Below are 24,713 nucleotides of genomic sequence, written 5' to 3'. Positions count from 1 at the left end.
ACCTGACACTGTCTCCCCGCCCGATAAGGGCGGCGGGTTAGAAGGTCAATACAGCCAGGGTAGTATCCCACCGATGCCTCCACCGAAGCTGGCGCTCCGGTTTCCAAGGCTCCTACCTATCCTGTACAAGCTGTACCAACATTCAATATCAGGCTGCAGTAAAGCTCCACGGGGTCTTTCCGTCCTGTCGCGGGTAACCTGCATCTTCACAGGTACTATAATTTCACCGAGTCTCTCGTTGAGACAGTGCCCAGATCGTTGCGCCTTTCGTGCGGGTCGGAACTTACCCGACAAGGAATTTCGCTACCTTAGGACCGTTATAGTTACGGCCGCCGTTTACTGGGGCTTCAATTCGCACCTTCGCTTACGCTAAGCGCTCCTCTTAACCTTCCAGCACCGGGCAGGCGTCAGCCCCTATACTTCGCCTTACGGCTTCGCAGAGACCTGTGTTTTTGCTAAACAGTCGCCTGGGCCTATTCACTGCGGCTCTCTCGGGCTTGCACCCTAACAGAGCACCCCTTCTCCCGAAGTTACGGGGTCATTTTGCCGAGTTCCTTAACGAGAGTTCTCTCGATCACCTTAGGATTCTCTCCTCGCCTACCTGTGTCGGTTTGCGGTACGGGCACCTCTCACCTCGCTAGAGGCTTTTCTTGGCAGTGTGGAATCAGGAACTTCGCTACTATATTTCGCTCGCCATCACAGCTCAGCCTTATGGGAAACGGATTTGCCTATTTCCCAGCCTAACTGCTTGGACGCGGATATCCAATACCGCGCTTACCCTATCCTCCTGCGTCCCCCCATTGCTCAAATGGTGAGGAGGTGGTACAGGAATATCAACCTGTTGTCCATCGCCTACGCCTTTCGTACCTCGGCTTAGGTCCCGACTAACCCTGAGCGGACGAGCCTTCCTCAGGAAACCTTAGGCATTCGGTGGAGGGGATTCTCACCCCTCTTTCGCTACTCATACCGGCATTCTCACTTCTAAGCGCTCCACCAGTCCTTCCGGTCTGGCTTCACAGCCCTTAGAACGCTCTCCTACCACTGTTCGAAGAACAGTCCGCAGCTTCGGTGATACGTTTAGCCCCGGTACATTTTCGGCGCAGAGTCACTCGACCAGTGAGCTATTACGCACTCTTTAAATGGTGGCTGCTTCTAAGCCAACATCCTGGTTGTCTAAGCAACTCCACATCCTTTTCCACTTAACGTATACTTTGGGACCTTAGCTGGCGGTCTGGGCTGTTTCCCTTTCGACTACGGATCTTATCACTCGCAGTCTGACTCCCAAGGATAAGTCATTGGCATTCGGAGTTTGACTGAATTCGGTAACCCGGTAGGGCCCTAGTCCAATCAGTGCTCTACCTCCAAGACTCTTACCTTGAGGCTAGCCCTAAAGCTATTTCGGAGAGAACCAGCTATCTCCAGGTTCGATTGGCATTTCACCCCTACCCACACCTCATCCCCGCACTTTTCAACGTGCGTGGGTTCGGCCTCCATTCAGTGTTACCTGAACTTCACCCTGGACATGGGTAGATCACCTGGTTTCGGGTCTACGACCACGTACTCATGCGCCCTATTCAGACTCGCTTTCGCTGCGGCTCCGCATCTTCTGCTTAACCTTGCACGGGATCGTAACTCGCCGGTTCATTCTACAAAAGGCACGCCATCACCCGTTAACGGGCTCTGACTACTTGTAGGCACACGGTTTCAGGATCTCTTTCACTCCCCTTCCGGGGTGCTTTTCACCTTTCCCTCACGGTACTGGTTCACTATCGGTCACTAGGGAGTATTTAGCCTTGGGAGATGGTCCTCCCGGATTCCGACGGAATTTCACGTGTTCCGCCGTACTCAGGATCCACTCAGGAGAGAACGAAGTTTTGACTACAGGGCTGTTACCTCCTATGGCGGCCTTTCCAGACCTCTTCATCTACCTCGTTCCTTTGTAACTCCGTACAGAGTGTCCTACAACCCCAAGAGGCAAGCCTCTTGGTTTGGGCTAATCCCGTTTCGCTCGCCGCTACTCAGGGAATCGCATTTGCTTTCTCTTCCTCCGGGTACTTAGATGTTTCAGTTCCCCGGGTCTGCCTTCTCATATCCTATGAATTCAGATATGGATACCACTCCATTACGAGTGGTGGGTTTCCCCATTCGGAAATCTCCGGATCAAAGCTTGCTTACAGCTCCCCGAAGCATATCGGTGTTCGTCCCGTCCTTCATCGGCTCCTAGTGCCAAGGCATCCACCGTGCGCCCTTTCTAACTTAACCGTTAAAAAGAATCACTATGTGATATCTTGTGTTACTAATTGAATGTGATGTCTACTGTTATCTAGTTTTCAAAGAACACGTTTCGAAGGAATGATCCTTCAAAACTAAACAAGACAGGGAACGTTCTGTTTATAAGACCCAAGGTCTTATATTCCGTATAATATCCTTAGAAAGGAGGTGATCCAGCCGCACCTTCCGATACGGCTACCTTGTTACGACTTCACCCCAATCATCTGTCCCACCTTCGGCGGCTGGCTCCTAAAAGGTTACCTCACCGACTTCGGGTGTTACAAACTCTCGTGGTGTGACGGGCGGTGTGTACAAGCTCGGGAACGTATTCACCGCGGCATGCTGATCCGCGATTACTAGCGATTCCAGCTTCACGCAGTCGAGTTGCAGACTGCGATCCGAACTGAGAACAGATTTGTGGGATTGGCTTAACCTCGCGGTTTCGCTGCCCTTTGTTCTGTCCATTGTAGCACGTGTGTAGCCCAGGTCATAAGGGGCATGATGATTTGACGTCATCCCCACCTTCCTCCGGTTTGTCACCGGCAGTCACCTTAGAGTGCCCAACTGAATGCTGGCAACTAAGATCAAGGGTTGCGCTCGTTGCGGGACTTAACCCAACATCTCACGACACGAGCTGACGACAACCATGCACCACCTGTCACTCTGCCCCCGAAGGGGACGTCCTATCTCTAGGATTGTCAGAGGATGTCAAGACCTGGTAAGGTTCTTCGCGTTGCTTCGAATTAAACCACATGCTCCACCGCTTGTGCGGGCCCCCGTCAATTCCTTTGAGTTTCAGTCTTGCGACCGTACTCCCCAGGCGGAGTGCTTAATGCGTTAGCTGCAGCACTAAGGGGCGGAAACCCCCTAACACTTAGCACTCATCGTTTACGGCGTGGACTACCAGGGTATCTAATCCTGTTCGCTCCCCACGCTTTCGCTCCTCAGCGTCAGTTACAGACCAGAGAGTCGCCTTCGCCACTGGTGTTCCTCCACATCTCTACGCATTTCACCGCTACACGTGGAATTCCACTCTCCTCTTCTGCACTCAAGTTCCCCAGTTTCCAATGACCCTCCCCGGTTGAGCCGGGGGCTTTCACATCAGACTTAAGAAACCGCCTGCGAGCCCTTTACGCCCAATAATTCCGGACAACGCTTGCCACCTACGTATTACCGCGGCTGCTGGCACGTAGTTAGCCGTGGCTTTCTGGTTAGGTACCGTCAAGGTACCGCCCTATTCGAACGGTACTTGTTCTTCCCTAACAACAGAGCTTTACGATCCGAAAACCTTCATCACTCACGCGGCGTTGCTCCGTCAGACTTTCGTCCATTGCGGAAGATTCCCTACTGCTGCCTCCCGTAGGAGTCTGGTAGTGTCTCAGTCCCAGTGTGGTACGATCACCCTCTCAGGTCGGCTACGCATCGTTGCCTTGGTGAGCCATTACCTCACCAACTAGCTAATGCGCCGCGGGTCCATCTGTAAGTGGTAGCCGAAGCCACCTTTTATGTTTGAACCATGCGGTTCAAACAACCATCCGGTATTAGCCCCGGTTTCCCGGAGTTATCCCAGTCTTACAGGCAGGTTACCCACGTGTTACTCACCCGTCCGCCGCTAACATCAGGGAGCAAGCTCCCATCTGTCCGCTCGACTTGCATGTATTAGGCACGCCGCCAGCGTTCGTCCTGAGCCAGGATCAAACTCTCCGATAAAGTAGTTTGACTGACTACGCACATCGCTGTGCGATTTTTAAAAACTGAATTAACAGGTACGTTTTGTCTTGTTTAGTTTTCAAAGATCATTTTGTTTGTCCGCTTTGTTAAAGCAACTTTATTAGTATACAACGTCACTTCTTCAAAGTCAACAACTTTTTTAAAAAACTTTTGGTGGAGCCTAGCGGGATCGAACCGCTGACCTCCTGCGTGCAAAGCAGGCGCTCTCCCAGCTGAGCTAAGGCCCCATAAAAAATGGTCGGGAAGACAGGATTCGAACCTGCGACCCCATGGTCCCAAACCATGTGCTCTACCAAGCTGAGCTACTTCCCGATTCCCTATCTATTCTATTAAAAGATATGGCGCGCCCGAGAGGAGTCGAACCCCTAACCTTTTGATCCGTAGTCAAACGCTCTATCCAATTGAGCTACGGGCGCAATTCAATTTACAATATCCCGTTGGGATAAATGGAGCGGAAGACGGGATTCGAACCCGCGACCCCCACCTTGGCAAGGTGGTGTTCTACCACTGAACTACTTCCGCATATCGCAATAAAAAAAGCTTTCTCCTTATGAGAAACCTTGGTAATAATACATTTAATAAAGCTTCCAAGCGGGCTCGAACCGCTGACCTCTTCCTTACCATGGAAGTGCTCTACCTGCTGAGCTATGGAAGCAATGGCTCCGCAGGTAGGATTCGAACCTACGACCGATCGGTTAACAGCCGATAGCTCTACCACTGAGCTACTGCGGAATAATATAAAGCTTCATAAACAAACATGGTAGAATTAATAAATCTGCTTGGCGGCGTCCTACTCTCACAGGGGGAAACCCCCGACTACCATCGGCGCTGAAGAGCTTAACTTCCGTGTTCGGTATGGGAACGGGTGTGACCTCTTCGCTATCGCCACCAAACAAATGCCTTCAGGATGAAGGTACTGGGCGTTTCTCACAGGATGTGAGAGCCCTTAGCGGAGTTTCCTTACCTTCCGCCTTTAGAGAGGTGTTCTCTCAAAACTAGATAACAGGTGTGACATCATTCAAAAATATGGTTAAGTCCTCGATCGATTAGTATCTGTCAGCTCCATGTGTCGCCACACTTCCACCTCAGACCTATCAACCTGATCATCTTTCAGGGATCTTACTTCCTTGCGGAATGGGAAATCTCATCTTGAGGGGGGCTTCATGCTTAGATGCTTTCAGCACTTATCCCGTCCGCACATAGCTACCCAGCGATGCCCTTGGCAGAACAACTGGTACACCAGCGGTGCGTCCATCCCGGTCCTCTCGTACTAAGGACAGCTCCTCTCAAATTTCCTGCGCCCGCGACGGATAGGGACCGAACTGTCTCACGACGTTCTGAACCCAGCTCGCGTACCGCTTTAATGGGCGAACAGCCCAACCCTTGGGACCGACTACAGCCCCAGGATGCGATGAGCCGACATCGAGGTGCCAAACCTCCCCGTCGATGTGGACTCTTGGGGAGATAAGCCTGTTATCCCCGGGGTAGCTTTTATCCGTTGAGCGATGTACCTTCCATGCGGAACCACCGGATCACTAAGCCCGACTTTCGTCCCTGCTCGACTTGTAGGTCTCGCAGTCAAGCTCCCTTGTGCCTTTACACTCTGCGAATGATTTCCAACCATTCTGAGGGAACCTTTGGGCGCCTCCGTTACCTTTTAGGAGGCGACCGCCCCAGTCAAACTGCCCACCTGACACTGTCTCCCCGCCCGATAAGGGCGGCGGGTTAGAAGGTCAATACAGCCAGGGTAGTATCCCACCGATGCCTCCACCGAAGCTGGCGCTCCGGTTTCCAAGGCTCCTACCTATCCTGTACAAGCTGTACCAACATTCAATATCAGGCTGCAGTAAAGCTCCACGGGGTCTTTCCGTCCTGTCGCGGGTAACCTGCATCTTCACAGGTACTATAATTTCACCGAGTCTCTCGTTGAGACAGTGCCCAGATCGTTGCGCCTTTCGTGCGGGTCGGAACTTACCCGACAAGGAATTTCGCTACCTTAGGACCGTTATAGTTACTACCGCCGTTTACTGGGGCTTCAATTCGCACCTTCGCTTACGCTAAGCGCTCCTCTTAACCTTCCAGCACCGGGCAGGCGTCAGCCCCTATACTTCGCCTTACGGCTTCGCAGAGACCTGTGTTTTTGCTAAACAGTCGCCTGGACTATTCACTGCGGCTCTCTCGGGCTTGCACCCTAACAGAGCACCCCTTCTCCCGAAGTTACGGGGTCATTTTGCCGAGTTCCTTAACGAGAGTTCTCTCGATCACCTTAGGATTCTCTCCTCGCCTACCTGTGTCGGTTTGCGGTACGGGCACCTCTCACCTCGCTAGAGGCTTTTCTTGGCAGTGTGGAATCAGGAACTTCGCTACTATATTTCGCTCGCCATCACAGCTCAGCCTTATGGGAAACGGATTTGCCTATTTCCCAGCCTAACTGCTTGGACGCGGATATCCAATACCGCGCTTACCCTATCCTCCTGCGTCCCCCCATTGCTCAAATGGTGAGGAGGTGGTACAGGAATATCAACCTGTTGTCCATCGCCTACGCCTTTCGGCCTCGGCTTAGGTCCCGACTAACCCTGAGCGGACGAGCCTTCCTCAGGAAACCTTAGGCATTCGGTGGAGGGGATTCTCACCCCTCTTTCGCTACTCATACCGGCATTCTCACTTCTAAGCGCTCCACCAGTCCTTCCGGTCTGGCTTCACAGCCCTTAGAACGCTCTCCTACCACTGTTCGAAGAACAGTCCGCAGCTTCGGTGATACGTTTAGCCCCGGTACATTTTCGGCGCAGAGTCACTCGACCAGTGAGCTATTACGCACTCTTTAAATGGTGGCTGCTTCTAAGCCAACATCCTGGTTGTCTAAGCAACTCCACATCCTTTTCCACTTAACGTATACTTTGGGACCTTAGCTGGCGGTCTGGGCTGTTTCCCTTTCGACTACGGATCTTATCACTCGCAGTCTGACTCCCAAGGATAAGTCATTGGCATTCGGAGTTTGACTGAATTCGGTAACCCGGTAGGGACCCTAGTCCAATCAGTGCTCTACCTCCAAGACTCTTACCTTGAGGCTAGCCCTAAAGCTATTTCGGAGAGAACCAGCTATCTCCAGGTTCGATTGGCATTTCACCCCTACCCACACCTCATCCCCGCACTTTTCAACGTGCGTGGGTTCGGCCTCCATTCAGTGTTACCTGAACTTCACCCTGGACATGGGTAGATCACCTGGTTTCGGGTCTACGACCACGTACTCATGCGCCCTATTCAGACTCGCTTTCGCTGCGGCTCCGCATCTTCTGCTTAACCTTGCACGGGATCGTAACTCGCCGGTTCATTCTACAAAAGGCACGCCATCACCCGTTAACGGGCTCTGACTACTTGTAGGCACACGGTTTCAGGATCTCTTTCACTCCCCTTCCGGGGTGCTTTTCACCTTTCCCTCACGGTACTGGTTCACTATCGGTCACTAGGGAGTATTTAGCCTTGGGAGATGGTCCTCCCGGATTCCGACGGAATTTCACGTGTTCCGCCGTACTCAGGATCCACTCAGGAGAGAACGAAGTTTTGACTACAGGGCTGTTACCTCCTATGGCGGCCTTTCCAGACCTCTTCATCTACCTCGTTCCTTTGTAACTCCGTACAGAGTGTCCTACAACCCCAAGAGGCAAGCCTCTTGGTTTGGGCTAATCCCGTTTCGCTCGCCGCTACTCAGGGAATCGCATTTGCTTTCTCTTCCTCCGGGTACTTAGATGTTTCAGTTCCCCGGGTCTGCCTTCTCATATCCTATGAATTCAGATATGGATACCACTCCATTACGAGTGGTGGGTTTCCCCATTCGGAAATCTCCGGATCAAAGCTTGCTTACAGCTCCCCGAAGCATATCGGTGTTCGTCCCGTCCTTCATCGGCTCCTAGTGCCAAGGCATCCACCGTGCGCCCTTTCTAACTTAACCGTTAAAAAGAATCACTATGTGATATCTTGTGTTACTAATTGAATGTGATGTCTACTGTTATCTAGTTTTCAAAGAACACGTTTCGAAGGAATGATCCTTCAAAACTAAACAAGACAGGGAACGTTCTGTTTATAAGACCCAAGGTCTTATATTCCGTATAATATCCTTAGAAAGGAGGTGATCCAGCCGCACCTTCCGATACGGCTACCTTGTTACGACTTCACCCCAATCATCTGTCCCACCTTCGGCGGCTGGCTCCTAAAAGGTTACCTCACCGACTTCGGGTGTTACAAACTCTCGTGGTGTGACGGGCGGTGTGTACAAGGCCCGGGAACGTATTCACCGCGGCATGCTGATCCGCGATTACTAGCGATTCCAGCTTCACGCAGTCGAGTTGCAGACTGCGATCCGAACTGAGAACAGATTTGTGGGATTGGCTTAACCTCGCGGTTTCGCTGCCCTTTGTTCTGTCCATTGTAGCACGTGTGTAGCCCAGGTCATAAGGGGCATGATGATTTGACGTCATCCCCACCTTCCTCCGGTTTGTCACCGGCAGTCACCTTAGAGTGCCCAACTGAATGCTGGCAACTAAGATCAAGGGTTGCGCTCGTTGCGGGACTTAACCCAACATCTCACGACACGAGCTGACGACAACCATGCACCACCTGTCACTCTGCCCCCGAAGGGGACGTCCTATCTCTAGGATTGTCAGAGGATGTCAAGACCTGGTAAGGTTCTTCGCGTTGCTTCGAATTAAACCACATGCTCCACCGCTTGTGCGGGCCCCCGTCAATTCCTTTGAGTTTCAGTCTTGCGACCGTACTCCCCAGGCGGAGTGCTTAATGCGTTAGCTGCAGCACTAAGGGGCGGAAACCCCCTAACACTTAGCACTCATCGTTTACGGCGTGGACTACCAGGGTATCTAATCCTGTTCGCTCCCCACGCTTTCGCTCCTCAGCGTCAGTTACAGACCAGAGAGTCGCCTTCGCCACTGGTGTTCCTCCACATCTCTACGCATTTCACCGCTACACGTGGAATTCCACTCTCCTCTTCTGCACTCAAGTTCCCCAGTTTCCAATGACCCTCCCCGGTTGAGCCGGGGGCTTTCACATCAGACTTAAGAAACCGCCTGCGAGCCCTTTACGCCCAATAATTCCGGACAACGCTTGCCACCTACGTATTACCGCGGCTGCTGGCACGTAGTTAGCCGTGGCTTTCTGGTTAGGTACCGTCAAGGCACCGCCCTATTCGAACGGTACTTGTTCTTCCCTAACAACAGAGCTTTACGATCCGAAAACCTTCATCACTCACGCGGCGTTGCTCCGTCAGACTTTCGTCCATTGCGGAAGATTCCCTACTGCTGCCTCCCGTAGGAGTCTGGTAGTGTCTCAGTCCCAGTGTGCTGATCACCCTCTCAGGTCGGCTACGCATCGTTGCCTTGGTGAGCCGTTACCTCACCAACTAGCTAATGCGCCGCGGGTCCATCTGTAAGTGGTAGCCGAAGCCACCTTTTATGTTTGAACCATGCGGTTCAAACAACCATCCGGTATTAGCCCCGGTTTCCCGGAGTTATCCCAGTCTTACAGGCAGGTTACCCACGTGTTACTCACCCGTCCGCCGCTAACATCAGGGAGCAAGCTCCCATCTGTCCGCTCGACTTGCATGTATTAGGCACGCCGCCAGCGTTCGTCCTGAGCCAGGATCAAACTCTCCGATAAAGTAGTTTGACTGACTACGCACATCGCTGTGCGATTTTTAAAAAATGAAATAACAGGTACGTTTTGTCTTGTTTAGTTTTCAAAGATCATTACCGCCACTTAACGAAGCAGCTTTATTACTATAACATTTAGCTTCTTTTAAGTCAATAATTTTTTTCAAAGTACTTAATGAAGCTTTTAGTTGATGTCAGCTGTTTATCAGCGACGAATAATAATATATCACGGATATTATCAAAAGGTCAACACCTAATTTAGGCTATGTGAAGAGACATTTTATCGGTTATATTCAATTGTCCATGCTCATAAGATGTAAAACAAGAATGATGGACAAGATAAGGAGGCATCATCAGTGAATCACTTCTATGTGTGGCACATTAAACGGGTAAAACAATTAATTATTATACTTATCGCCGCATTTGCAGCTGCCAGCTTTTTTTATATCCAAAGAGCTGTCCCGCTTCCCGTGTTTTCAACTGACACCGGACCTAAAGCCATTTATAAAGGAGAAACAGACTCTAAAGATATTTCACTTACTTTCGATATCAGCTGGGGTGATGAGAGAGCAGAACCGATACTTAATACTCTGAAAGCAAACGGGATTAAAAATGCAACGTTTTTTCTTTCCGCTTCTTGGGCAGAACGCCATCCCGACACAGTGGCCCGTATCGTAAAGGACGGACATCAAATCGGGAGCATGGGCTACGCTTATAAAAACTATGCCAATTTAGAGAGCAGCGAAATAAAAAAGGACATGAACCGTGCGCAAACAGCCTTTGAAAAGTTAGGGGTCAAAGACATACAGCTATTAAGACCCCCTACCGGCCAATTCAATAAGAATGTTCTAAAGGTCGCAAAGCAATACAATTATACAGTCGTTCATTACAGTGTGAACTCTCAAGACTGGACAAATCCCGGAGTTGAAAAAATCATCGACAATGTGACCAAGCAAGTTTCCGGTGGAGACATTATTCTTTTACATGCCTCCGATTCGGCAAAACAAACAGAAGAAGCATTGCCTGATATCATCCATCAGCTGAAAGAAAAAGGATTAAAAAATGTAACCGTGGGTGATCTCATCGCAAATTCTGATGCCAGATCCGCAGAGGTAAAGTAATTACTTTGCTGCAAACTTCGGCAGCATAAGCAATTGGAAGGCATTACATGCCATTAACGGAAAAAGCATTAAATAAAGCCAGTCCTCATCATTTACTCTTAATGCAGGGAACCATTCTAATGCGGTAATCACAACCATCAAAAACAACGATGACACAAATGTTTTCTTAGAGGACTGCTTTTGCTTTATATAAGCTGTAATCACTCCAAAGATCAATAAAAACACCGGTAACCACGCATACCCAGCCAGCGATTCTCCGCTCTCTCCAAAAAATAAAAAACGCACGTACATTAAATCAAAAGCAACAAACAGGATGAAAAACAACTGCAGCAAATTCCACAAAGAGGAGGACCTTAATATCTCAAGCGCAAACCGATGGACTGTTAAAAACACGAAAAAACCCATTTGGCTGATCACACTGAAAATCATGCCTACACCGATAAACCAAAATAAAACAGAGAAAATCTGTCCCGCTTCAAATGTCAGAAACAGCCCTCTATATTCTCCCCATTTTAAAGCAAAACCCACAATACTCGTGATAAGCGCCCCGACAGCTAAAATAGAAAAGAAAAAACGAACTAAACCACGGCTTTTCATTTCTTTATTCATCCCCTCAAAAATCGCGAACAGCGATATTTTGTTATGTATAATTCCAAACAGATGAATCATATTAAAGGTAAGACAAGTATGTGAAAGGAGCTTAAGCATGTCAAAAGCCAAAACGCTATTGATGAGCTGTTTTTTATTATTATCTGTAACAGCTTGCGCTCCAAAAGACCAAGCAGCGGATATGGACTATGATCAGACCAAAAAAATGGTTGTTGATATATTAAAAACTGATGATGGAAAGAAAGCTATTAAGGAATTATTAAATGATGATGCCATGAATGAAGCGCTGGTGATTGACCAAGATGCAATTAAAGGAACAATAGAAAAAACACTCACATCTAAAAAAGGTGAAGAATTTTGGAAAAACATCTTTGAAGACACTGATTTTGCTGAGGGCTTTGCCAAAACTCTTCAAACAGAGCATGAAAAAGTGATTAAAAAGCTGATGAAGGATCCAGATTACCAGAAGATGCTGATGAGCGTTATGCAGGATCCCGGCATGGATAAAAAGTACAGCCAGCTGGCAAAAAGCCAAGAATTCCGCAGTTATTTAGAAGAGGTTATTAACGAAACACTTTCTAGTCCGCTTTACAAAAAACAGTTCGAAGATGAACTGAAAAAAGCAGCAAAAGACACGGCCAAAGAAAGTGAATAAAGGGAAAGCCGGGATCTGGAATCCCGGTTCACCTTTTATACCTGCACTGACATTTTTGCATCTATTTTTTTTGCGATGTCCTGATATATTTCTCCGATTGGATGATTTTCGTCATAAACAGACGGAGCAAATTGGTCCTTATCCCAATCGGGCTGTTTCAATGGGATTCTGCCGAGTAAAGGCACGTTTAGTTCCTCAGCCAGTTTATCTCCTCCGCCTTTTCCAAACACATATTCTCTTTCCCCTGTCTTTGCACTTTCATAATAAGCCATGTTCTCTATAACACCCACGACCTCATGATCGGTTTTAATCGCCATAGAGCCCGCTCTGGCCGCGACAAAAGCAGCTGTCGGATGTGGCGTAGATACGATAATTTCTTTGCAGCTCGGAAGCATTGTATGTACATCGAGAGCAACGTCCCCTGTACCAGGCGGAAGATCAAGAACAATATAGTCTACTTCTCCCCACTCTACTTCATGGAAAAAGTTATTCAGCATTTTGCCGAGCATCGGCCCTCTCCATACGACCGGGGCATTTTCTTCTACGAAAAAGCCCATTGACATGACCTTTACTCCAAAGCGTTCAACAGGAAGAAGTTTCTCTCCTTCAATTGTTGGACGCACAGTGATACCCATCATGTCCGGCACACTGAACCCATAAATATCCGCATCAATTAAACCAACCTTTTTCCCTAGACGAGCCAGAGAAATAGCTAGGTTTACTGACACAGTTGACTTGCCTACGCCGCCTTTTCCACTTGCTACAGCAAGAAAGACTGGCGGGTTATCCATATTTAATAATGTTTTTTTCTCAGCTGACGGCTCCCGGAATTTAGCAACCGTTTCTTCAGGCAGCTCTTCAAATCGAAGGCCGACTGTCTCAGCTCCTGCCCCTTTTAATACGTTTACGATCTCTTGCTGAATCTGCATTTGTTCTGCAGTTCCTGTTTTTGCAAGAGCGACTTTTACACTGATATGCCGTTTTTCAGGCTTTATTTTAATTTCCTTAACGGCATCCAATTCTCCCAGAGGTCTTTGAAGAAAAGGTTCGCGCATTTCTCCGACTAGTTTTCTTACTTCATCTTCTCTTATCATCGAACCTCACCCTTTTGTGTATTCGTTTACAATTATTATTATATCATACATAAATGGCGGGTGTCTTATGCTTAGAACCACAAGAAAACCCTCCATTACTCCGGAGGGTCTCCTTTTTCTGTGAAATATCGCAAAATGCCTTTATATATGGAAGATGCCACCTTGTCTTGATATTTCGGTTTACCGAGCAGCGTTGCTTCGTTTGGATTGGATAAAAATCCGACTTCTATAAGCGCCCCCGGTTTGGTGACGTTTTGCATTAAGTAGATGCCATGAATCCGCTTTGCTTTCCGGGTTGTGTTTTCCAGATTTCTTCTCAGCTCATCCTGGATGTATTTTGCGACTTTCTCATTTTCCGCATATTTCCCGTAATAAAAGCTTTGGGCTCCGCTCCATTTTTGTGACGGAATCGCATTAAGATGAATGCTGATATAGAGCTCCGCCTCTGAATGGTTTATTAATTTGACTCGTTGTCTTAGATCCTCAGCTTTTCGTCGACTATAGCCTTTTGTTCCTTCTGGAGCGAGATCAGTATCACTTTCTCTGGTCATGATAACAAGCGCTCCTTGTTCTTGAAGATAATCCCTGACTCTAAAGGCCACTTCCAGGGTAACATCCTTCTCTAACAGCTTTCCGCCGACTGCTCCGCCGTCAGGCCCGCCATGACCTGGATCTAGATAAATGATTTTACCGCTCAAGGGCAGGCTCCACGGCTTCCAAGAGTCGTTATTGCTGAACTGATATTTGAACAGAAATAGTAATACGATGAAGCCTAGCAAAAAACTGAGCCATTTAAGCTTTTTCCTCATCCCTTCCCCTCCCGCTTGTCCGTTATTACATAACTATGGGACAGGGCCGGGAAATATGATTATCGCATGCGAAGCTTACACTGTTTTTCTCTTTGAACAAACCCCGCTGTCCACCAATCTTTAATGAACTTGCGTGCCGCTTCATAAACCGTGTTTTTATCAAATGTTGCGTATTGCTCGTGTATCCAATTATAGAGATAATCAAAAAACTCCATACGCAGCTCTTCTTCTTCTCTTGCAGAGCGGGCACTGATACTTTGCATGGATTCTCCGTAATAGCCGAATATCCCAAAACGCCCGCCTAACAAATAAGCTTCAATCGCAAAATCAATACAGCCTTCAGTAATAATATCTCGTTCATCATGTAAAAATGGAAATAATGGTTCCAAACAATCCTTAACAGACTGGATAATTTGTCTCAGAGAGAGTTCTTTGAGCAAGTTCTTTTCTAATTCAAAATCCTTTTGGCGTTTCACATCCATAAAAGACAGTACTTCTGCCATATAAATTCACTCTCCTTTTATCGATTATTTTGAGGTTTGGATAATGAAACAATGCCCGAATTCGGTTGGAAATTCGCCCAAATGAAGGTGTAAAATCGATAAAAAATCAACTTTCTGCAGGGTCAGGAACAAACGTTCTGTAATTGGTTATGAAAAAAGCAGCCCCTCTAACAGGTCGCTGCTTTTCATACTTTCACGCTTCTTGTTGCAGAATATGTATGGATATATTGGTCTAATACAAACCCGCCTTTATCTTCATAAAAACCAGTAACGATAAAACCAGCATCAATTTGGCCTTTGATTTGGTCTTCTAAGGAATGGCCGAATTCCAGAGCCTCATTATTTTCGATCAGTTTTTTCACTCTATGTTTCGGAAGATCTTCTGGGTCAGCATATGGAATGGAGTGTTTTACTTTTAAAACACCTTGCTGTTCTAATTCTGTATCAAACAGAAATACAACAGGATTGACAAAACCCGAGATTAGAACACCGTTCCTTTTCAACACACGGTGCGCTTCCTTCCATACCGGGAGGACATTCTCAACAAAAACATTGGCAACAGGATGTACAATGACATCAAATGATTCATCATTAAATACACTTAAATCGTCCATGCTTCCTTTGACAGTGTGTATCGTGAGACCATCTCGCTCAGCAACCATTCTATCCTGATTCAGCTGTTTTTCTGAGTTATCTAATACGGTGACATCCGCACCTGCGGCTGCCAAAACTGGACCCTGCTGGCCACCGCCTGAGGCTAAACAGAGTACTTTCAGACCTTTGATAGGCGGAAACCAATCCTTCGGTACATCTTTCATTGGCGTTACCCTTATATCCCAATTACCTTTTTTTGCTTGTTCGATAACCTGCTGCTCAGCAGCAACAGTCCATTCATTGCCTGTTTCTACTTTTTTATCCCAGGCTTTGCTATTATGAGCTACTAACGCATTCATGAATCTTCTCCTTACTTTAATGTATAGAGTATAACAAATATTTCTAGATTGATATCGCTTTCCCTTTGTATATTTAGAAAAAAGTTCATAAAAACGCAAAAAAATCACAAAGGAGATATGTGATTTATATCATCAGATTTACTTTTACTTCGTTACATAAAGCCATTAGCAATGAGAGCTATTGTTTCTCCGGGTTAATCAGCAGTGAACTTTAACGGATGAGATACAGTGGTTAAATGGAGCTGGGCTGTCGACATAACGATAATAAACATTGACCGAACTTCCAATTGAATAAAAATGAAAGCTATCATGATTTTTACAGTGAGACCGTTTATAAACAAACAAATTGTTTAACCCCGTCAAGCGTCCATTCAGTGTTATTTTTATGCGGAGCTGGCCACGTTATATTAAAAGAAAAAAGCTCCCAACCCAAGGTCGAGAGCTTTTTGAAAACGTAAAATTAACGTTTTGAGAACTGAGGTGCACGACGAGCGCCTTTAAGACCGTATTTTTTACGTTCTTTCATACGAGCGTCACGAGTCAGAAGACCTGCACGTTTAAGAGTTGTACGGTATTCTGGATCTGCTTCAAGCAAAGCACGAGCGATACCGTGACGGATTGCTCCAGCTTGACCAGATAAGCCGCCTCCATGTACGTTTACTAAAACATCATAAGTGCCAGCTGTTTCAGTCAAAGTTAATGGTTGTTTGATATCTTCGATTAAAGCTGCAGATGGGATATGTTCGCTGATTTCACGATTATTAACGACGATACGGCCTTCTCCTGGAACTAAACGCACACGCGCTACAGAGCTTTTACGACGGCCAGTACCGTAATATTGAACCTGTGCCAAATTGGTAACCTCCTTTTTAATTAACCGCGAAGTTCGTAAACTTCAGGTTTTTGTGCTTCGTGTGGATGCTCAGAACCACGGTATACGTTCAATTTTTTGAACATTTGACGACCTAGAGAACCTTTTGGAAGCATGCCTTTGATAGCAAGCTCAAGCATTTTCTCAGGGTAGTTTGTACGCATTTCAAGAGCAGTTCTTGATTTTAATCCGCCTGGATGTTGAGTATGACGGTAGTAGATTTTGTCAGTTAACTTTTTACCAGTTAACTCGATTTTTTCAGCGTTGATGATGATCACATGATCTCCAGTATCAACGTGTGGTGTGTAAGTTGGTTTGTGTTTTCCGCGAAGGATAGCTGCAACTTCTGAAGAAAGACGACCTAAAGTCTTGCCAGCAGCATCAACAACTAACCACTTGCGTTCAATAGTACTTGCGTTAGCCATAGGTGTTGTACGCATTGAATTTCCCTCCTAAATGATCTGTCATTTTCAATAAACTTCGATTACGTTCTATTTCACAACACAATAAGTTCCGGGGCTTATCGTGGGGTTGAAATACATACCATATGATATCTTATAACTTTATGCAGACTCTGTCAAGAAAATATTATACACCTGGTTTAGTTGTCATAGTAAACGTTCCATAAATATAGCCCGTGCCCCGGCGCTGTGCGCCCTGCCGCTTCGCGATCCTTCGCTTCCAGCATGGATTTCACCTCATCGGGAGAAATTTTTCCAATACCTGCATCAAGCAAAGTACCCGCAATAATTCTGACCATATTATATAAGAAACCGCTGCCTGTGATCCGCATTTGCAGGCCGTCAGCCGTCTCAGTCCAATCAAGTTCGTATATCGTTCTTACCTTGTCCTGCACTTCTGTTTTAGCCGCGCAAAAGCTCGTAAAATCATGTGTCCCTATAAGATGCTTTGCCGCTTCTCTCATGTCCTGCACATTAAGGCGATATGAAAAATGGTAAGCGTAATGCCGTTTAAATACGTCCGGGTGTTTCTCCGTGTATACAAAGTAGCGATATTCTTTTTTGACTGCGCTAAATCGTGCATGGAACCCATCATCCGCAATTTCTGCCTGTTTGACTGCGATATCGTCCGGAAGCAGTGCATTTAAGGCATATGGCCATCTCTCAGCCGGGATAGACAGTGGAGTGTCAAAATGAATCACCTGTCCGGCTGCGTGAACCCCGCTGTCTGTTCTTCCAGACGAAACGACCGGAATTCTGTCTTTTGACTTATGCAGGACAGCCAAAGCCTTCTCCAGTTCATCCTGAACCGTTCTTTTGCCCGGCTGAACCTGATAACCGTTAAACAAATGTCCGTCATAAGAAATCGTGCATTTCAGTCTCATACAGCACCTCTAAGCCCTTAAGAAAAATAACAAAGCAGCTAATACAATTAAGCTGACAATGACAGAAGTGTCTTTTCCTGTCCATACAAGCTTTCTATATTTCGTACGTCCTTCTCCGCCTTGATAGCCTCTTGCTTCCATTGCCACCGCAAGCTCTTCGGCGCGTTTAAATGCGCTGACGAAGAGCGGGACAAGAAGCGGGACAATAGCCTTCACTCTTTCTTTGACAGGCCCGCTTGTAAAATCAACGCCTCGCGCCATCTGAGCCTTCATGATCTTATCTGTCTCCTCCATCAGTGTCGGAATAAACCGTAAAGAAATTGACATCATAAGAGCCAGCTCATGAACAGGAAGCTTTAATTTTTTCAATGGGTTCAGCAGCTGCTCCATTCCATCGGTAATCTCAATCGGTGTAGTCGTAAGCGTTAATAAAGTTGTGATTAAAATCAAATAGACGAATCTAAGAGAAATGAATATCCCCTGAACCAGACCGCCCTCATAGACTTTGAAAAAACCTATTTGAAAGATAATCGGTCCTTCATGTGTCATAAGGATGTGAAGAAGGAACGTAAAAAGGACAATCCAGATGATTGGCTTCAGCCCTTTCATTAAAAAAGAGAAAGGAACTCTTGTTAAAGAAACGACGCCAATTGTAAATAAACCAAGCAACGCATATGTCTGAACATTATTGGCTAAGAATACAATGCAGACAAATAAAAAGATCGTGATCAGTTTTGTTCTGGGGTCAAGCCGGTGAACAAGTGAAGTCCCCGGTACATACTTGCCGATAATCATGCTGTCCATCATAAAGTCTTCTCCCCCTGAAAAAGAGCACGGATTTCAGCAGCGGCATCTTCGATTGTGAGCATAGGCTCATTAAATCTCACACCCAGTACAGCTTCAAGGTGTCTTTGGAATTTTATTGTTTCAGGAAGATCCAGCCCCCAGCCGGCCATCTCTTCACCCTTTAAAAACAGATCACGCGGACTGCCTGATGCTTGTATCGTTCCTTTATGCATAACAATCATTTCATCAGCGTATGCAGCTGCATCCTCCATGCTGTGTGTCACAAGGATCGTCGTCAGGTTCCCGCGTTGATGAAGCTCATAAAACATGTCCATAATCTCTTTTCGCCCTCTTGGGTCCAATCCTGCAGTCGGTTCATCCAGAACAAGCACTTCAGGGTCCATTGCAAGTACGCCGGCAATTGCAACTCTGCGCATTTGTCCCCCGCTTAATTCAAAGGGTGACCTGTCCAAAAGCTCTTCTGATAAACCTACAAGCTGCAGCATCTCTCTCGCTTTTTGTTCAGCATCTTCTTTTTTAACACCAAAGTTCATCGGTCCGAATGAAATATCTTTAAGAACTGTTTCTTCGAATAATTGATGCTCAGGAAATTGGAAAACGATTCCGACTTTTTTACGAAGTTTTTTCAGATCTTTATTCTTTCTCCCTGCCTGAATGACAGTGTTGCCTAGTGATATCTGTCCCTTCGTCGGCTTTAGGAGACCATTTAGGTGCTGAAGAAGAGTGGACTTGCCAGAGCCTGTATGCCCGATAACTGCTACGTAGCTTCCTTCTTTAATCGATGCATTGATATCATATAGTGCTAGGCGCTCAAACGGCGTCTTCATCTGATAGCGATGCTCTACATCTTTGATTGTAATGTCCACAGCTCTTTCACCAGCCCTTCCTGAGTCAAATGGTTTTCTTCCAAAGCCAGTCCATTTTCTCTTAAAAGCTGGCAAAGCTGGAATGAGAAGGGTAAATCAAGCCCGATTCGAACAAGTTCTTTATTCAATTTAAAAATCTCTTTAGGCGGCCCTTCAGCATATTTTTTACCGCCATTCATGACAATGATCCTGTCTGCTTTTGCTGCCTCATCCAGATCATGTGTAATGGATATGACAGTCGCCATTCCCTGCTCTTTTAAATGTCTTACCGTTTCAAGCACTTCTTCTCGCCCGATCGGATCAAGCATGGATGTTGCTTCATCTAAGATAATAATATCAGGACGTGCGGCAATAACCCCCGCAATCGCAACTCTCTGCTTTTGGCCTCCGGAGAGATGGTGCGGCTCTTGATCGAGAAAATCTTGCATATTTACCTGTTTTACTGCCCAGTCCACTCTCTCAATCATTTCTTCCCGCGGTACACCATTGTTTTCTAAACCAAAAGCCACATCATCGCGAACAGTCGTTCCGACAAATTGGTTATCCGGATTTTGAAAGACCATACCTATCTTCTTACGCACTTCCCAAACGGATTCCTCTGTCAATTGAATCCCGGCAACCTCAATGTCGCCTGATTCAGGAAGAATTAAACCATTCAATGCCCGGGCCAGTGTTGATTTCCCTGAACCGTTATGACCTACGATTGCAAGCCATTCACCCTCATACACCTGCAGGGAGACGCCGTCTAGTGCTCGTCTTTCTGCGTCCTTCCGATATCGAAATACGATATCCTCTACCGATATCAACTGATTTTGATTCATGGAAAACCGGCCTCCTCTCAGCTAATGCTCTGCTTTTCTCTCTATATTAAAAGTTGCAGTATCTAAAAAAAGGGCATAGATCCAGTTAGAAACTGTCCCGCCCTTCTTTAGATACACAAAAATATGTGATTAAACCAATTCGATAATTGCCATTGGTGCTCCGTCACCACGGCGAGGACCAAGCTTCATAATACGTGTGTATCCGCCTTGGCGCTCCTCGTAACGAGTTGCAATGTCAGAGAATAATTTTTGAAGTGCATCTTGGTTATTTTCTTCGTTTGCAACCTCGTTGCGGATGTATGCAGCAGCTTGACGGCGAGCGTGAAGATCACCGCGTTTGCCAAGCGTGATCATTTTTTCAACTACAGAGCGAAGTTCTTTCGCACGTGTTTCAGTTGTTTCGATTCTTTCGTTGATGATCAAATCAGTTGTAAGATCACGAAGCATAGCTTTACGCTGTGCACTCGTACGTCCTAGTTTTCTGTATGACATGTGATGTCCCCTCCTTTATTGGAATGCTGTTTCTGAATAATAAACACACGAAAATCCTAGTTCACAAGGGAAACTAGTCAATCGTCTTTGCGAAGTCCGAGTCCAAGTTCTTCTAGTTTCGCTTTCACTTCTTCAAGTGATTTGCGTCCTAGATTTCGAACTTTCATCATATCTTCTTCCGTCTTGTTCGCAAGCTCTTGAACCGTGTTAATACCCGCACGCTTTAAGCAGTTGTAAGAACGAACAGAAAGATCCAATTCTTCAATTGTCATTTCAAGAACTTTCTCTTTTTGATCTTCTTCTTTTTCAACCATGATTTCAGCATGTTGAGCTTCGTCAGTTAAACCAACGAATATATTAAGGTGTTCAGTTAAAATCTTTGAACCAAGCGCAATTGCTTCTTTCGGTCCAGTGCTTCCATCAGTCCAAACATCAAGTGTAAGTTTATCATAGTTTGCAACTTGGCCTACACGAGTGTTCTCTACCTGATAAGATACACGAGAAACTGGCGTATAGATAGAATCGATCGGAATCACGCCGATTGGCTGATCGTCTCTCTTGTTTGCGTCAGCAGGCGTATACCCACGTCCTCTTTGAGCAGTAAGGCGAACTCGGAAACTCGCATTCTCACCAAGAGTCGCGATATGAAGATCAGGATTTAAGATCTCTACATCACTATCGTGTGTAATATCAGCTGCCGTTACAGTTCCTTCACCCTGTACATCAATTTCTAGCGTCTTCTCTTCATCAGAGTAGATTTTCAATGCAAGCTTTTTAATGTGTAAGATAATCGTTGTAACATCTTCCACAACGCCTTCAATTGTCGAGAATTCGTGCAGTACACCATCTATCTGGATTGATGTTACAGCGGCACCAGGGAGTGAGGATAAGAGGATACGACGTAAGGAGTTACCCAGAGTTGTACCATATCCACGCTCAAGTGGCTCTACGACAAACTTACCAAATTTGGCATCGTCGCTGATTTCAACCGTTTCGATTTTTGGTTTTTCAATCTCGATCATTACTTAAAACCCTCCTTCAAAACGTCGAAACCTCGAATAGAATCATATGAGATTCCATCCGAAATTCCCCATTGTTTAGTCCCGTATGTGCTCAGGCAACGAGTCGGTGCATTCGTTTCATAAATAACTGTATCATAACCCATTATTGACAGGGACACAAAATCTATACAAACAAATTACACGCGGCGACGTTTTGGTGGACGGCATCCGTTATGAGGAACAGGAGTTACGTCTCTGATAGCAGTGACTTCTAGTCCAGCAGCTTGAAGTGCACGGATTGCAGCTTCACGGCCTGAACCAGGTCCTTTAACAGTAACCTCTAGAGTTTTAAGACCATGTTCGATTGAACCTTTAGCAGCTGTTTCTGCAGCCATTTGCGCAGCAAAAGGAGTAGATTTACGAGAACCTCTGAATCCTAAAGCTCCGGCACTAGACCAAGAAATAGCATTACCATGAGTGTCAGTGATCGTAACGATCGTGTTATTGAAAGTTGAACGAATATGAGCAATTCCAGACTCAATATTCTTTTTCACGCGACGTTTACGCGTGTTAGATTTACGAGCAGCAGCCATTGTTTAAGAACCTCCCTTACTTATTTTTTCTTGTTAGCTACAGTACGACGCGGACCTTTACGAGTACGCGCATTGTTTTTAGAGTTTTGTCCGCGAACAGGTAATCCTCTGCGATGACGGATTCCGCGGTAGCTTCCGATTTCGATCAGACGTTTGATATTAAGAGAAACTTCACGGCGAAGGTCACCTTCTACTTTCAGTTTGTCAATAATATCACGGATTTTACCAAGTTCTTCTTCAGTAAGATCGCGCACACGAGTATCTTCTGAAACTCCAGCTTCTTTTAAAACTTGCTGAGCCGTTGTGCGGCCAATTCCGAAGATGTATGTTAAAGAAATAACAACACGTTTGTCACGTGGGATATCTACACCAGCAATACGAGCCATTCTCTGGGCACCTCCTTATAAATTATCCTTGTTTTTGTTTATGCTTTGGATTTTCACAGATCACCATTACTTTTCCTTTTCTGCGAATAACTTTACATTTTTCGCAGATTGGTTTAACTGATGGTCTCACTTTCATGTGTTTCCAACCTCCTTCAGTTTCCGGAGTGCTTTATTTGTAACGGTACGTAATCCTGCCACGAGTTAAGTCATATGGAGATAATTCTACCGTAACTTTGTCTCCAGGTAAAATGCGAATGAAGTGCATGCGGATTTTACCAGATACATGAGCCAAAACAGTGTGGCCATTTTCAAGTTCAACTTTGAACATCGCGTTTGGCAGTGTTTCGACTATAGTACCTTCCACTTCAATTACATCGTCTTTCGCCATTCAAGTGTTCTCCCTTCTTCAAATCAGTAACTTGCTTTCTGACAAATTTCAAAAGAAGTTTGTCACACGCCCTGTTTCGTTTATACTGTTCTGAACTTCCGGAGATACGCAATCATAAAGGGTTAAATGATTGATATTCTTTTTCTTAGGAGAATGAAATGTACGCTTTTCTCCGTCTGCTGTTAGTACATTGATGATGGTTAAAATTCCAACGACAAGCAGCAAGATGAATTCGGTCTTGCCAATGTTCACCCAAGCTTTCTGCCCTATCAAGCTTGAAAAACATCTGTCTTCGGAATTATTTTCATCATCTAGACTCTCGTCAGTATATCAAAACCCGTTTCCGTAATCGCAATCGTATGTTCAAAATGAGCACACTTTTTCCCATCTACCGTTACAACCGTCCAGTTATCAGCCAATGTTTTCACGTAGCGGCTGCCAGCGTTCACCATAGGTTCAATAGCGAGAACCATGCCAGGTTTAAGCCGTGGTCCTTTGTTGGGCGGACCGTAATGAGGAATTTGCGGGTCCTCATGCAAGTCTTGACCAACACCATGTCCGACATACTCCCTAACAACTGAAAACTGCTCATTTTCGACATACGTTTGTATTGCGTGGGAAATATTCGACAAACGTTCACCTGGTTTTGCTTCCTGCAAGCCTTTATATAAAGACTCCTCTGTCACTTCCAGAAGTTTTTTGTCATCATCGCTGATGTTTCCTACCGGATATGTCCATGCAGAGTCACCATGATAACCATTTAATTTAGCACCGATATCAATACTGATGATGTCACCGTCCTTCAGCACCCTGCTGCCAGGTATGCCGTGAACGAGTTCTTCATTAACTGATACGCAAATGCTCCCGCGAAACCCATTATACCCCTTAAAAGATGGGATTGCACCCTGCTTCTTAATAAAACGTTCGGCAATTTGATCCAATTCTTTTGTCGAGATTCCTGGTTTAATGTGCTTTTTTAACTCTTCATGAGTTAAAGCCACGATTCGCCCTGCTTCCCGCATGATACCAAGTTCACGTGGGGTTTTACAGATAATCATTTTTTTAATCCTCCAAGAAGATCCTTCACATCTGCATAAACGTCTTGAATGTCCTGCTGGCCATTCACGTTTGCAAGATAACCTTTCTCTGAATAGAAATCGAGTAAAGGCTGAGTTTGCTTCATGTTTACCTCAAGCCGTTTAGAGACTGTTTCCTCATTATCATCTGCCCGTTGATAGAGTTCGCCTCCGTCTTTATCACAAATACCCGGCGTTTTCGGCGGATTAAAGACTAAATGATAGGTTGTGCCGCAAACACTGCAAATTCTGCGTCCAGTCAGACGTTCCATAAGAGCGTCTTTGTCGACTTCAATGTTAATGACATAATCAATCGGCTTGCCGTATTCCTCAAGAATTTCTTCAAGAGCTTCGGCTTGAGCGACTGTTCGCGGAAATCCGTCCAGAAGAAAACCTCTTTCACAATCATCTTTGCCAAGTCTCTCTTTTACAATTCCGATTGTGACTTCGTCAGGTACGAGCTCTCCCTTATCAATATAAGATTTTGCTTCGAGTCCGAGTGGTGTTTCTTCTTTCATAGCAGCACGGAACATATCTCCTGTTGAGATATGAGGAATCCCATAATCCTCAACAATTCGTTCGCCCTGTGTGCCTTTACCGGCACCAGGAAGCCCCATTAAGACTAAGTTCATTCGGATTTCCCCCGTCCTCTCTTTATTAA

General features: G+C 46.0%; 21 protein-coding genes, 6 tRNA genes, 5 rRNA genes and 1 pseudogene (1 of these 33 running past the window's edge). 2 read left to right on the top strand and 31 right to left on the bottom strand.

Annotation, left to right across the window (positions count from 1 at the left end; translation table 11 throughout):
- The 11 genes from KXZ66_RS00990 to KXZ66_RS00940 all read right to left on the bottom strand — a co-directional run.
- Positions 1–2,262: ribosomal RNA gene (locus tag KXZ66_RS00990) — 23S ribosomal RNA — on the bottom strand; it reaches 662 nt to the left of the window's first position.
- 170 nt (positions 2,263–2,432) lie between these two features.
- A 16S ribosomal RNA gene (locus KXZ66_RS00985) occupies positions 2,433–3,981 on the bottom strand.
- 172 nt (positions 3,982–4,153) lie between these two features.
- Positions 4,154–4,229 (bottom strand) — tRNA-Ala (locus KXZ66_RS00980).
- Between the two features lie 8 nt (positions 4,230–4,237).
- A tRNA-Pro gene (locus tag KXZ66_RS00975) sits at positions 4,238–4,314 on the bottom strand.
- Positions 4,315–4,341: 27 nt separating this feature from the next.
- Positions 4,342–4,418, bottom strand: a tRNA-Arg gene (locus tag KXZ66_RS00970).
- A 31-nt stretch (positions 4,419–4,449) separates the two neighbouring features.
- Positions 4,450–4,524 (bottom strand) — tRNA-Gly (locus KXZ66_RS00965).
- Between the two features lie 60 nt (positions 4,525–4,584).
- Positions 4,585–4,657 (bottom strand) — tRNA-Thr (locus tag KXZ66_RS00960).
- A 2-nt stretch (positions 4,658–4,659) separates the two neighbouring features.
- Positions 4,660–4,734, bottom strand: a tRNA-Asn gene (locus KXZ66_RS00955).
- 45 nt (positions 4,735–4,779) lie between these two features.
- Positions 4,780–4,895 (bottom strand): 5S ribosomal RNA (gene rrf / locus KXZ66_RS00950).
- Positions 4,896–5,028: 133 nt separating this feature from the next.
- A 23S ribosomal RNA gene (locus KXZ66_RS00945) occupies positions 5,029–7,951 on the bottom strand.
- Between the two features lie 170 nt (positions 7,952–8,121).
- Positions 8,122–9,669: ribosomal RNA gene (locus KXZ66_RS00940) — 16S ribosomal RNA — on the bottom strand.
- Together the 16S, 23S and 5S rRNA genes with 6 tRNA genes alongside form the textbook arrangement of a ribosomal RNA operon.
- 349 nt (positions 9,670–10,018) lie before the next feature.
- Here KXZ66_RS00940 and pdaB point away from each other — a divergent pair.
- On the top strand, positions 10,019–10,783 hold the full coding sequence (gene pdaB / locus KXZ66_RS00935; protein WP_021481998.1) for a polysaccharide deacetylase family sporulation protein PdaB: 765 nt from the start codon (positions 10,019–10,021) through the stop codon (positions 10,781–10,783).
- On the opposite strand, the gene kbaA is transcribed toward pdaB, so the two are convergent.
- A complete protein-coding gene (gene kbaA, locus KXZ66_RS00930; protein WP_004399693.1) occupies positions 10,784–11,380 on the bottom strand; it encodes a KinB-signaling pathway activation protein in 597 nt (198 codons plus the stop codon). It lies immediately after the preceding gene.
- A gap of 109 nt (positions 11,381–11,489) precedes the next feature.
- Here kbaA and gerD point away from each other — a divergent pair, with 109 nt between their 5' ends.
- On the top strand, positions 11,490–12,047 hold the full coding sequence (gene gerD / locus KXZ66_RS00925) for a spore germination lipoprotein GerD (protein ID WP_003235126.1): 558 nt from the start codon (positions 11,490–11,492) through the stop codon (positions 12,045–12,047).
- Between the two features lie 35 nt (positions 12,048–12,082).
- Here gerD and salA read toward each other — a convergent pair whose 3' ends face one another.
- The 19 genes and pseudogenes from salA to KXZ66_RS00830 all read right to left on the bottom strand — a co-directional run bounded on the left by salA (position 12,083) and on the right by KXZ66_RS00830 (position 24,684).
- A complete protein-coding gene (salA, locus tag KXZ66_RS00920) occupies positions 12,083–13,141 on the bottom strand; it encodes an iron-sulfur carrier protein/transcriptional regulator SalA (RefSeq protein ID WP_038827773.1) in 1,059 nt (352 codons plus the stop codon).
- Positions 13,142–13,236: 95 nt separating this feature from the next.
- Positions 13,237–13,950 (bottom strand): N-acetylmuramoyl-L-alanine amidase CwlD, encoded by a 714-nt coding sequence (gene cwlD, locus KXZ66_RS00915; protein ID WP_015252979.1) that lies wholly within the window; start codon positions 13,948–13,950, stop codon positions 13,237–13,239.
- Positions 13,951–14,009: 59 nt separating this feature from the next.
- Positions 14,010–14,453 (bottom strand): YbaK family protein, encoded by a 444-nt coding sequence (locus tag KXZ66_RS00910; RefSeq protein ID WP_003235118.1) that lies wholly within the window; start codon positions 14,451–14,453, stop codon positions 14,010–14,012.
- A gap of 185 nt (positions 14,454–14,638) precedes the next feature.
- Complete coding sequence (locus KXZ66_RS00905) at positions 14,639–15,406, bottom strand: class I SAM-dependent methyltransferase (protein ID WP_021482000.1); 768 nt, start codon at positions 15,404–15,406, stop codon at positions 14,639–14,641.
- 460 nt (positions 15,407–15,866) lie between these two features.
- Positions 15,867–16,259 carry a 30S ribosomal protein S9 gene (gene rpsI / locus KXZ66_RS00900; protein ID WP_004399691.1) on the bottom strand — a complete coding sequence of 131 codons (393 nt, stop codon included), beginning with the start codon at positions 16,257–16,259 and terminating at the stop codon, positions 15,867–15,869.
- 20 nt (positions 16,260–16,279) lie between these two features.
- Positions 16,280–16,717, bottom strand: coding sequence for a 50S ribosomal protein L13 (gene rplM, locus KXZ66_RS00895; protein WP_003241966.1), 438 nt, complete (start codon positions 16,715–16,717; stop codon positions 16,280–16,282).
- A 161-nt stretch (positions 16,718–16,878) separates the two neighbouring features.
- Positions 16,879–17,622 (bottom strand): tRNA pseudouridine(38-40) synthase TruA, encoded by a 744-nt coding sequence (truA, locus tag KXZ66_RS00890; RefSeq protein WP_004399657.1) that lies wholly within the window; start codon positions 17,620–17,622, stop codon positions 16,879–16,881.
- Positions 17,623–17,631: 9 nt separating this feature from the next.
- Positions 17,632–18,429, bottom strand: coding sequence for an energy-coupling factor transporter transmembrane component T family protein (locus KXZ66_RS00885; protein ID WP_004399656.1), 798 nt, complete (start codon positions 18,427–18,429; stop codon positions 17,632–17,634).
- Positions 18,426–19,295, bottom strand: coding sequence for an energy-coupling factor ABC transporter ATP-binding protein (locus KXZ66_RS00880; RefSeq protein WP_128739967.1), 870 nt, complete (start codon positions 19,293–19,295; stop codon positions 18,426–18,428). Before KXZ66_RS00880 ends, KXZ66_RS00885 begins: the two co-directional genes overlap by 4 nt.
- Positions 19,271–20,116, bottom strand: a complete 846-nt coding sequence (locus KXZ66_RS00875; RefSeq protein WP_128739966.1) for an energy-coupling factor ABC transporter ATP-binding protein — start codon at positions 20,114–20,116, stop codon at positions 19,271–19,273. The genes KXZ66_RS00880 and KXZ66_RS00875 overlap by 25 nt, the downstream gene beginning before the upstream one ends.
- 129 nt (positions 20,117–20,245) lie before the next feature.
- The gene (rplQ, locus tag KXZ66_RS00870; RefSeq protein WP_003225836.1) at positions 20,246–20,608 is read right to left on the bottom strand and encodes a 50S ribosomal protein L17; all 363 of its coding nucleotides are present in this window, start codon (positions 20,606–20,608) and stop codon (positions 20,246–20,248) included.
- 77 nt (positions 20,609–20,685) lie between these two features.
- The gene (locus KXZ66_RS00865; protein WP_003225835.1) at positions 20,686–21,630 is read right to left on the bottom strand and encodes a DNA-directed RNA polymerase subunit alpha; all 945 of its coding nucleotides are present in this window, start codon (positions 21,628–21,630) and stop codon (positions 20,686–20,688) included.
- A gap of 176 nt (positions 21,631–21,806) precedes the next feature.
- Positions 21,807–22,202, bottom strand: coding sequence for a 30S ribosomal protein S11 (gene rpsK / locus KXZ66_RS00860; RefSeq protein ID WP_009966385.1), 396 nt, complete (start codon positions 22,200–22,202; stop codon positions 21,807–21,809).
- Between the two features lie 20 nt (positions 22,203–22,222).
- A complete protein-coding gene (gene rpsM, locus KXZ66_RS00855) occupies positions 22,223–22,588 on the bottom strand; it encodes a 30S ribosomal protein S13 (RefSeq protein WP_003235095.1) in 366 nt (121 codons plus the stop codon).
- Positions 22,589–22,610: 22 nt separating this feature from the next.
- Positions 22,611–22,724 carry a 50S ribosomal protein L36 gene (rpmJ, locus tag KXZ66_RS00850; RefSeq protein ID WP_003156543.1) on the bottom strand — a complete coding sequence of 38 codons (114 nt, stop codon included), beginning with the start codon at positions 22,722–22,724 and terminating at the stop codon, positions 22,611–22,613.
- 33 nt (positions 22,725–22,757) lie between these two features.
- Complete coding sequence (infA, locus tag KXZ66_RS00845) at positions 22,758–22,976, bottom strand: translation initiation factor IF-1 (RefSeq protein WP_003156508.1); 219 nt, start codon at positions 22,974–22,976, stop codon at positions 22,758–22,760.
- Positions 22,954–23,222: pseudogene (locus KXZ66_RS00840) on the bottom strand (ribosome-binding protein ybzG). The gene infA and the pseudogene KXZ66_RS00840 overlap by 23 nt, the downstream one beginning before the upstream one ends.
- Positions 23,223–23,287: 65 nt before the next feature.
- Positions 23,288–24,034 carry a type I methionyl aminopeptidase gene (map, locus tag KXZ66_RS00835; RefSeq protein ID WP_003225828.1) on the bottom strand — a complete coding sequence of 249 codons (747 nt, stop codon included), beginning with the start codon at positions 24,032–24,034 and terminating at the stop codon, positions 23,288–23,290.
- Positions 24,031–24,684 (bottom strand): adenylate kinase, encoded by a 654-nt coding sequence (locus tag KXZ66_RS00830; RefSeq protein WP_003241987.1) that lies wholly within the window; start codon positions 24,682–24,684, stop codon positions 24,031–24,033. The genes map and KXZ66_RS00830 overlap by 4 nt, the downstream gene beginning before the upstream one ends.
- Positions 24,685–24,713: the final 29 nt, after the last annotated feature.

Source organism: Bacillus sp. LJBS17 (assembly GCF_019334685.1).
Classification (GTDB): domain Bacteria; phylum Bacillota; class Bacilli; order Bacillales; family Bacillaceae; genus Bacillus; species Bacillus subtilis.
The sequence above is the reverse complement of the archived record's forward strand: the minus strand, read 5'-3'. Positions and strand labels throughout refer to the sequence as shown.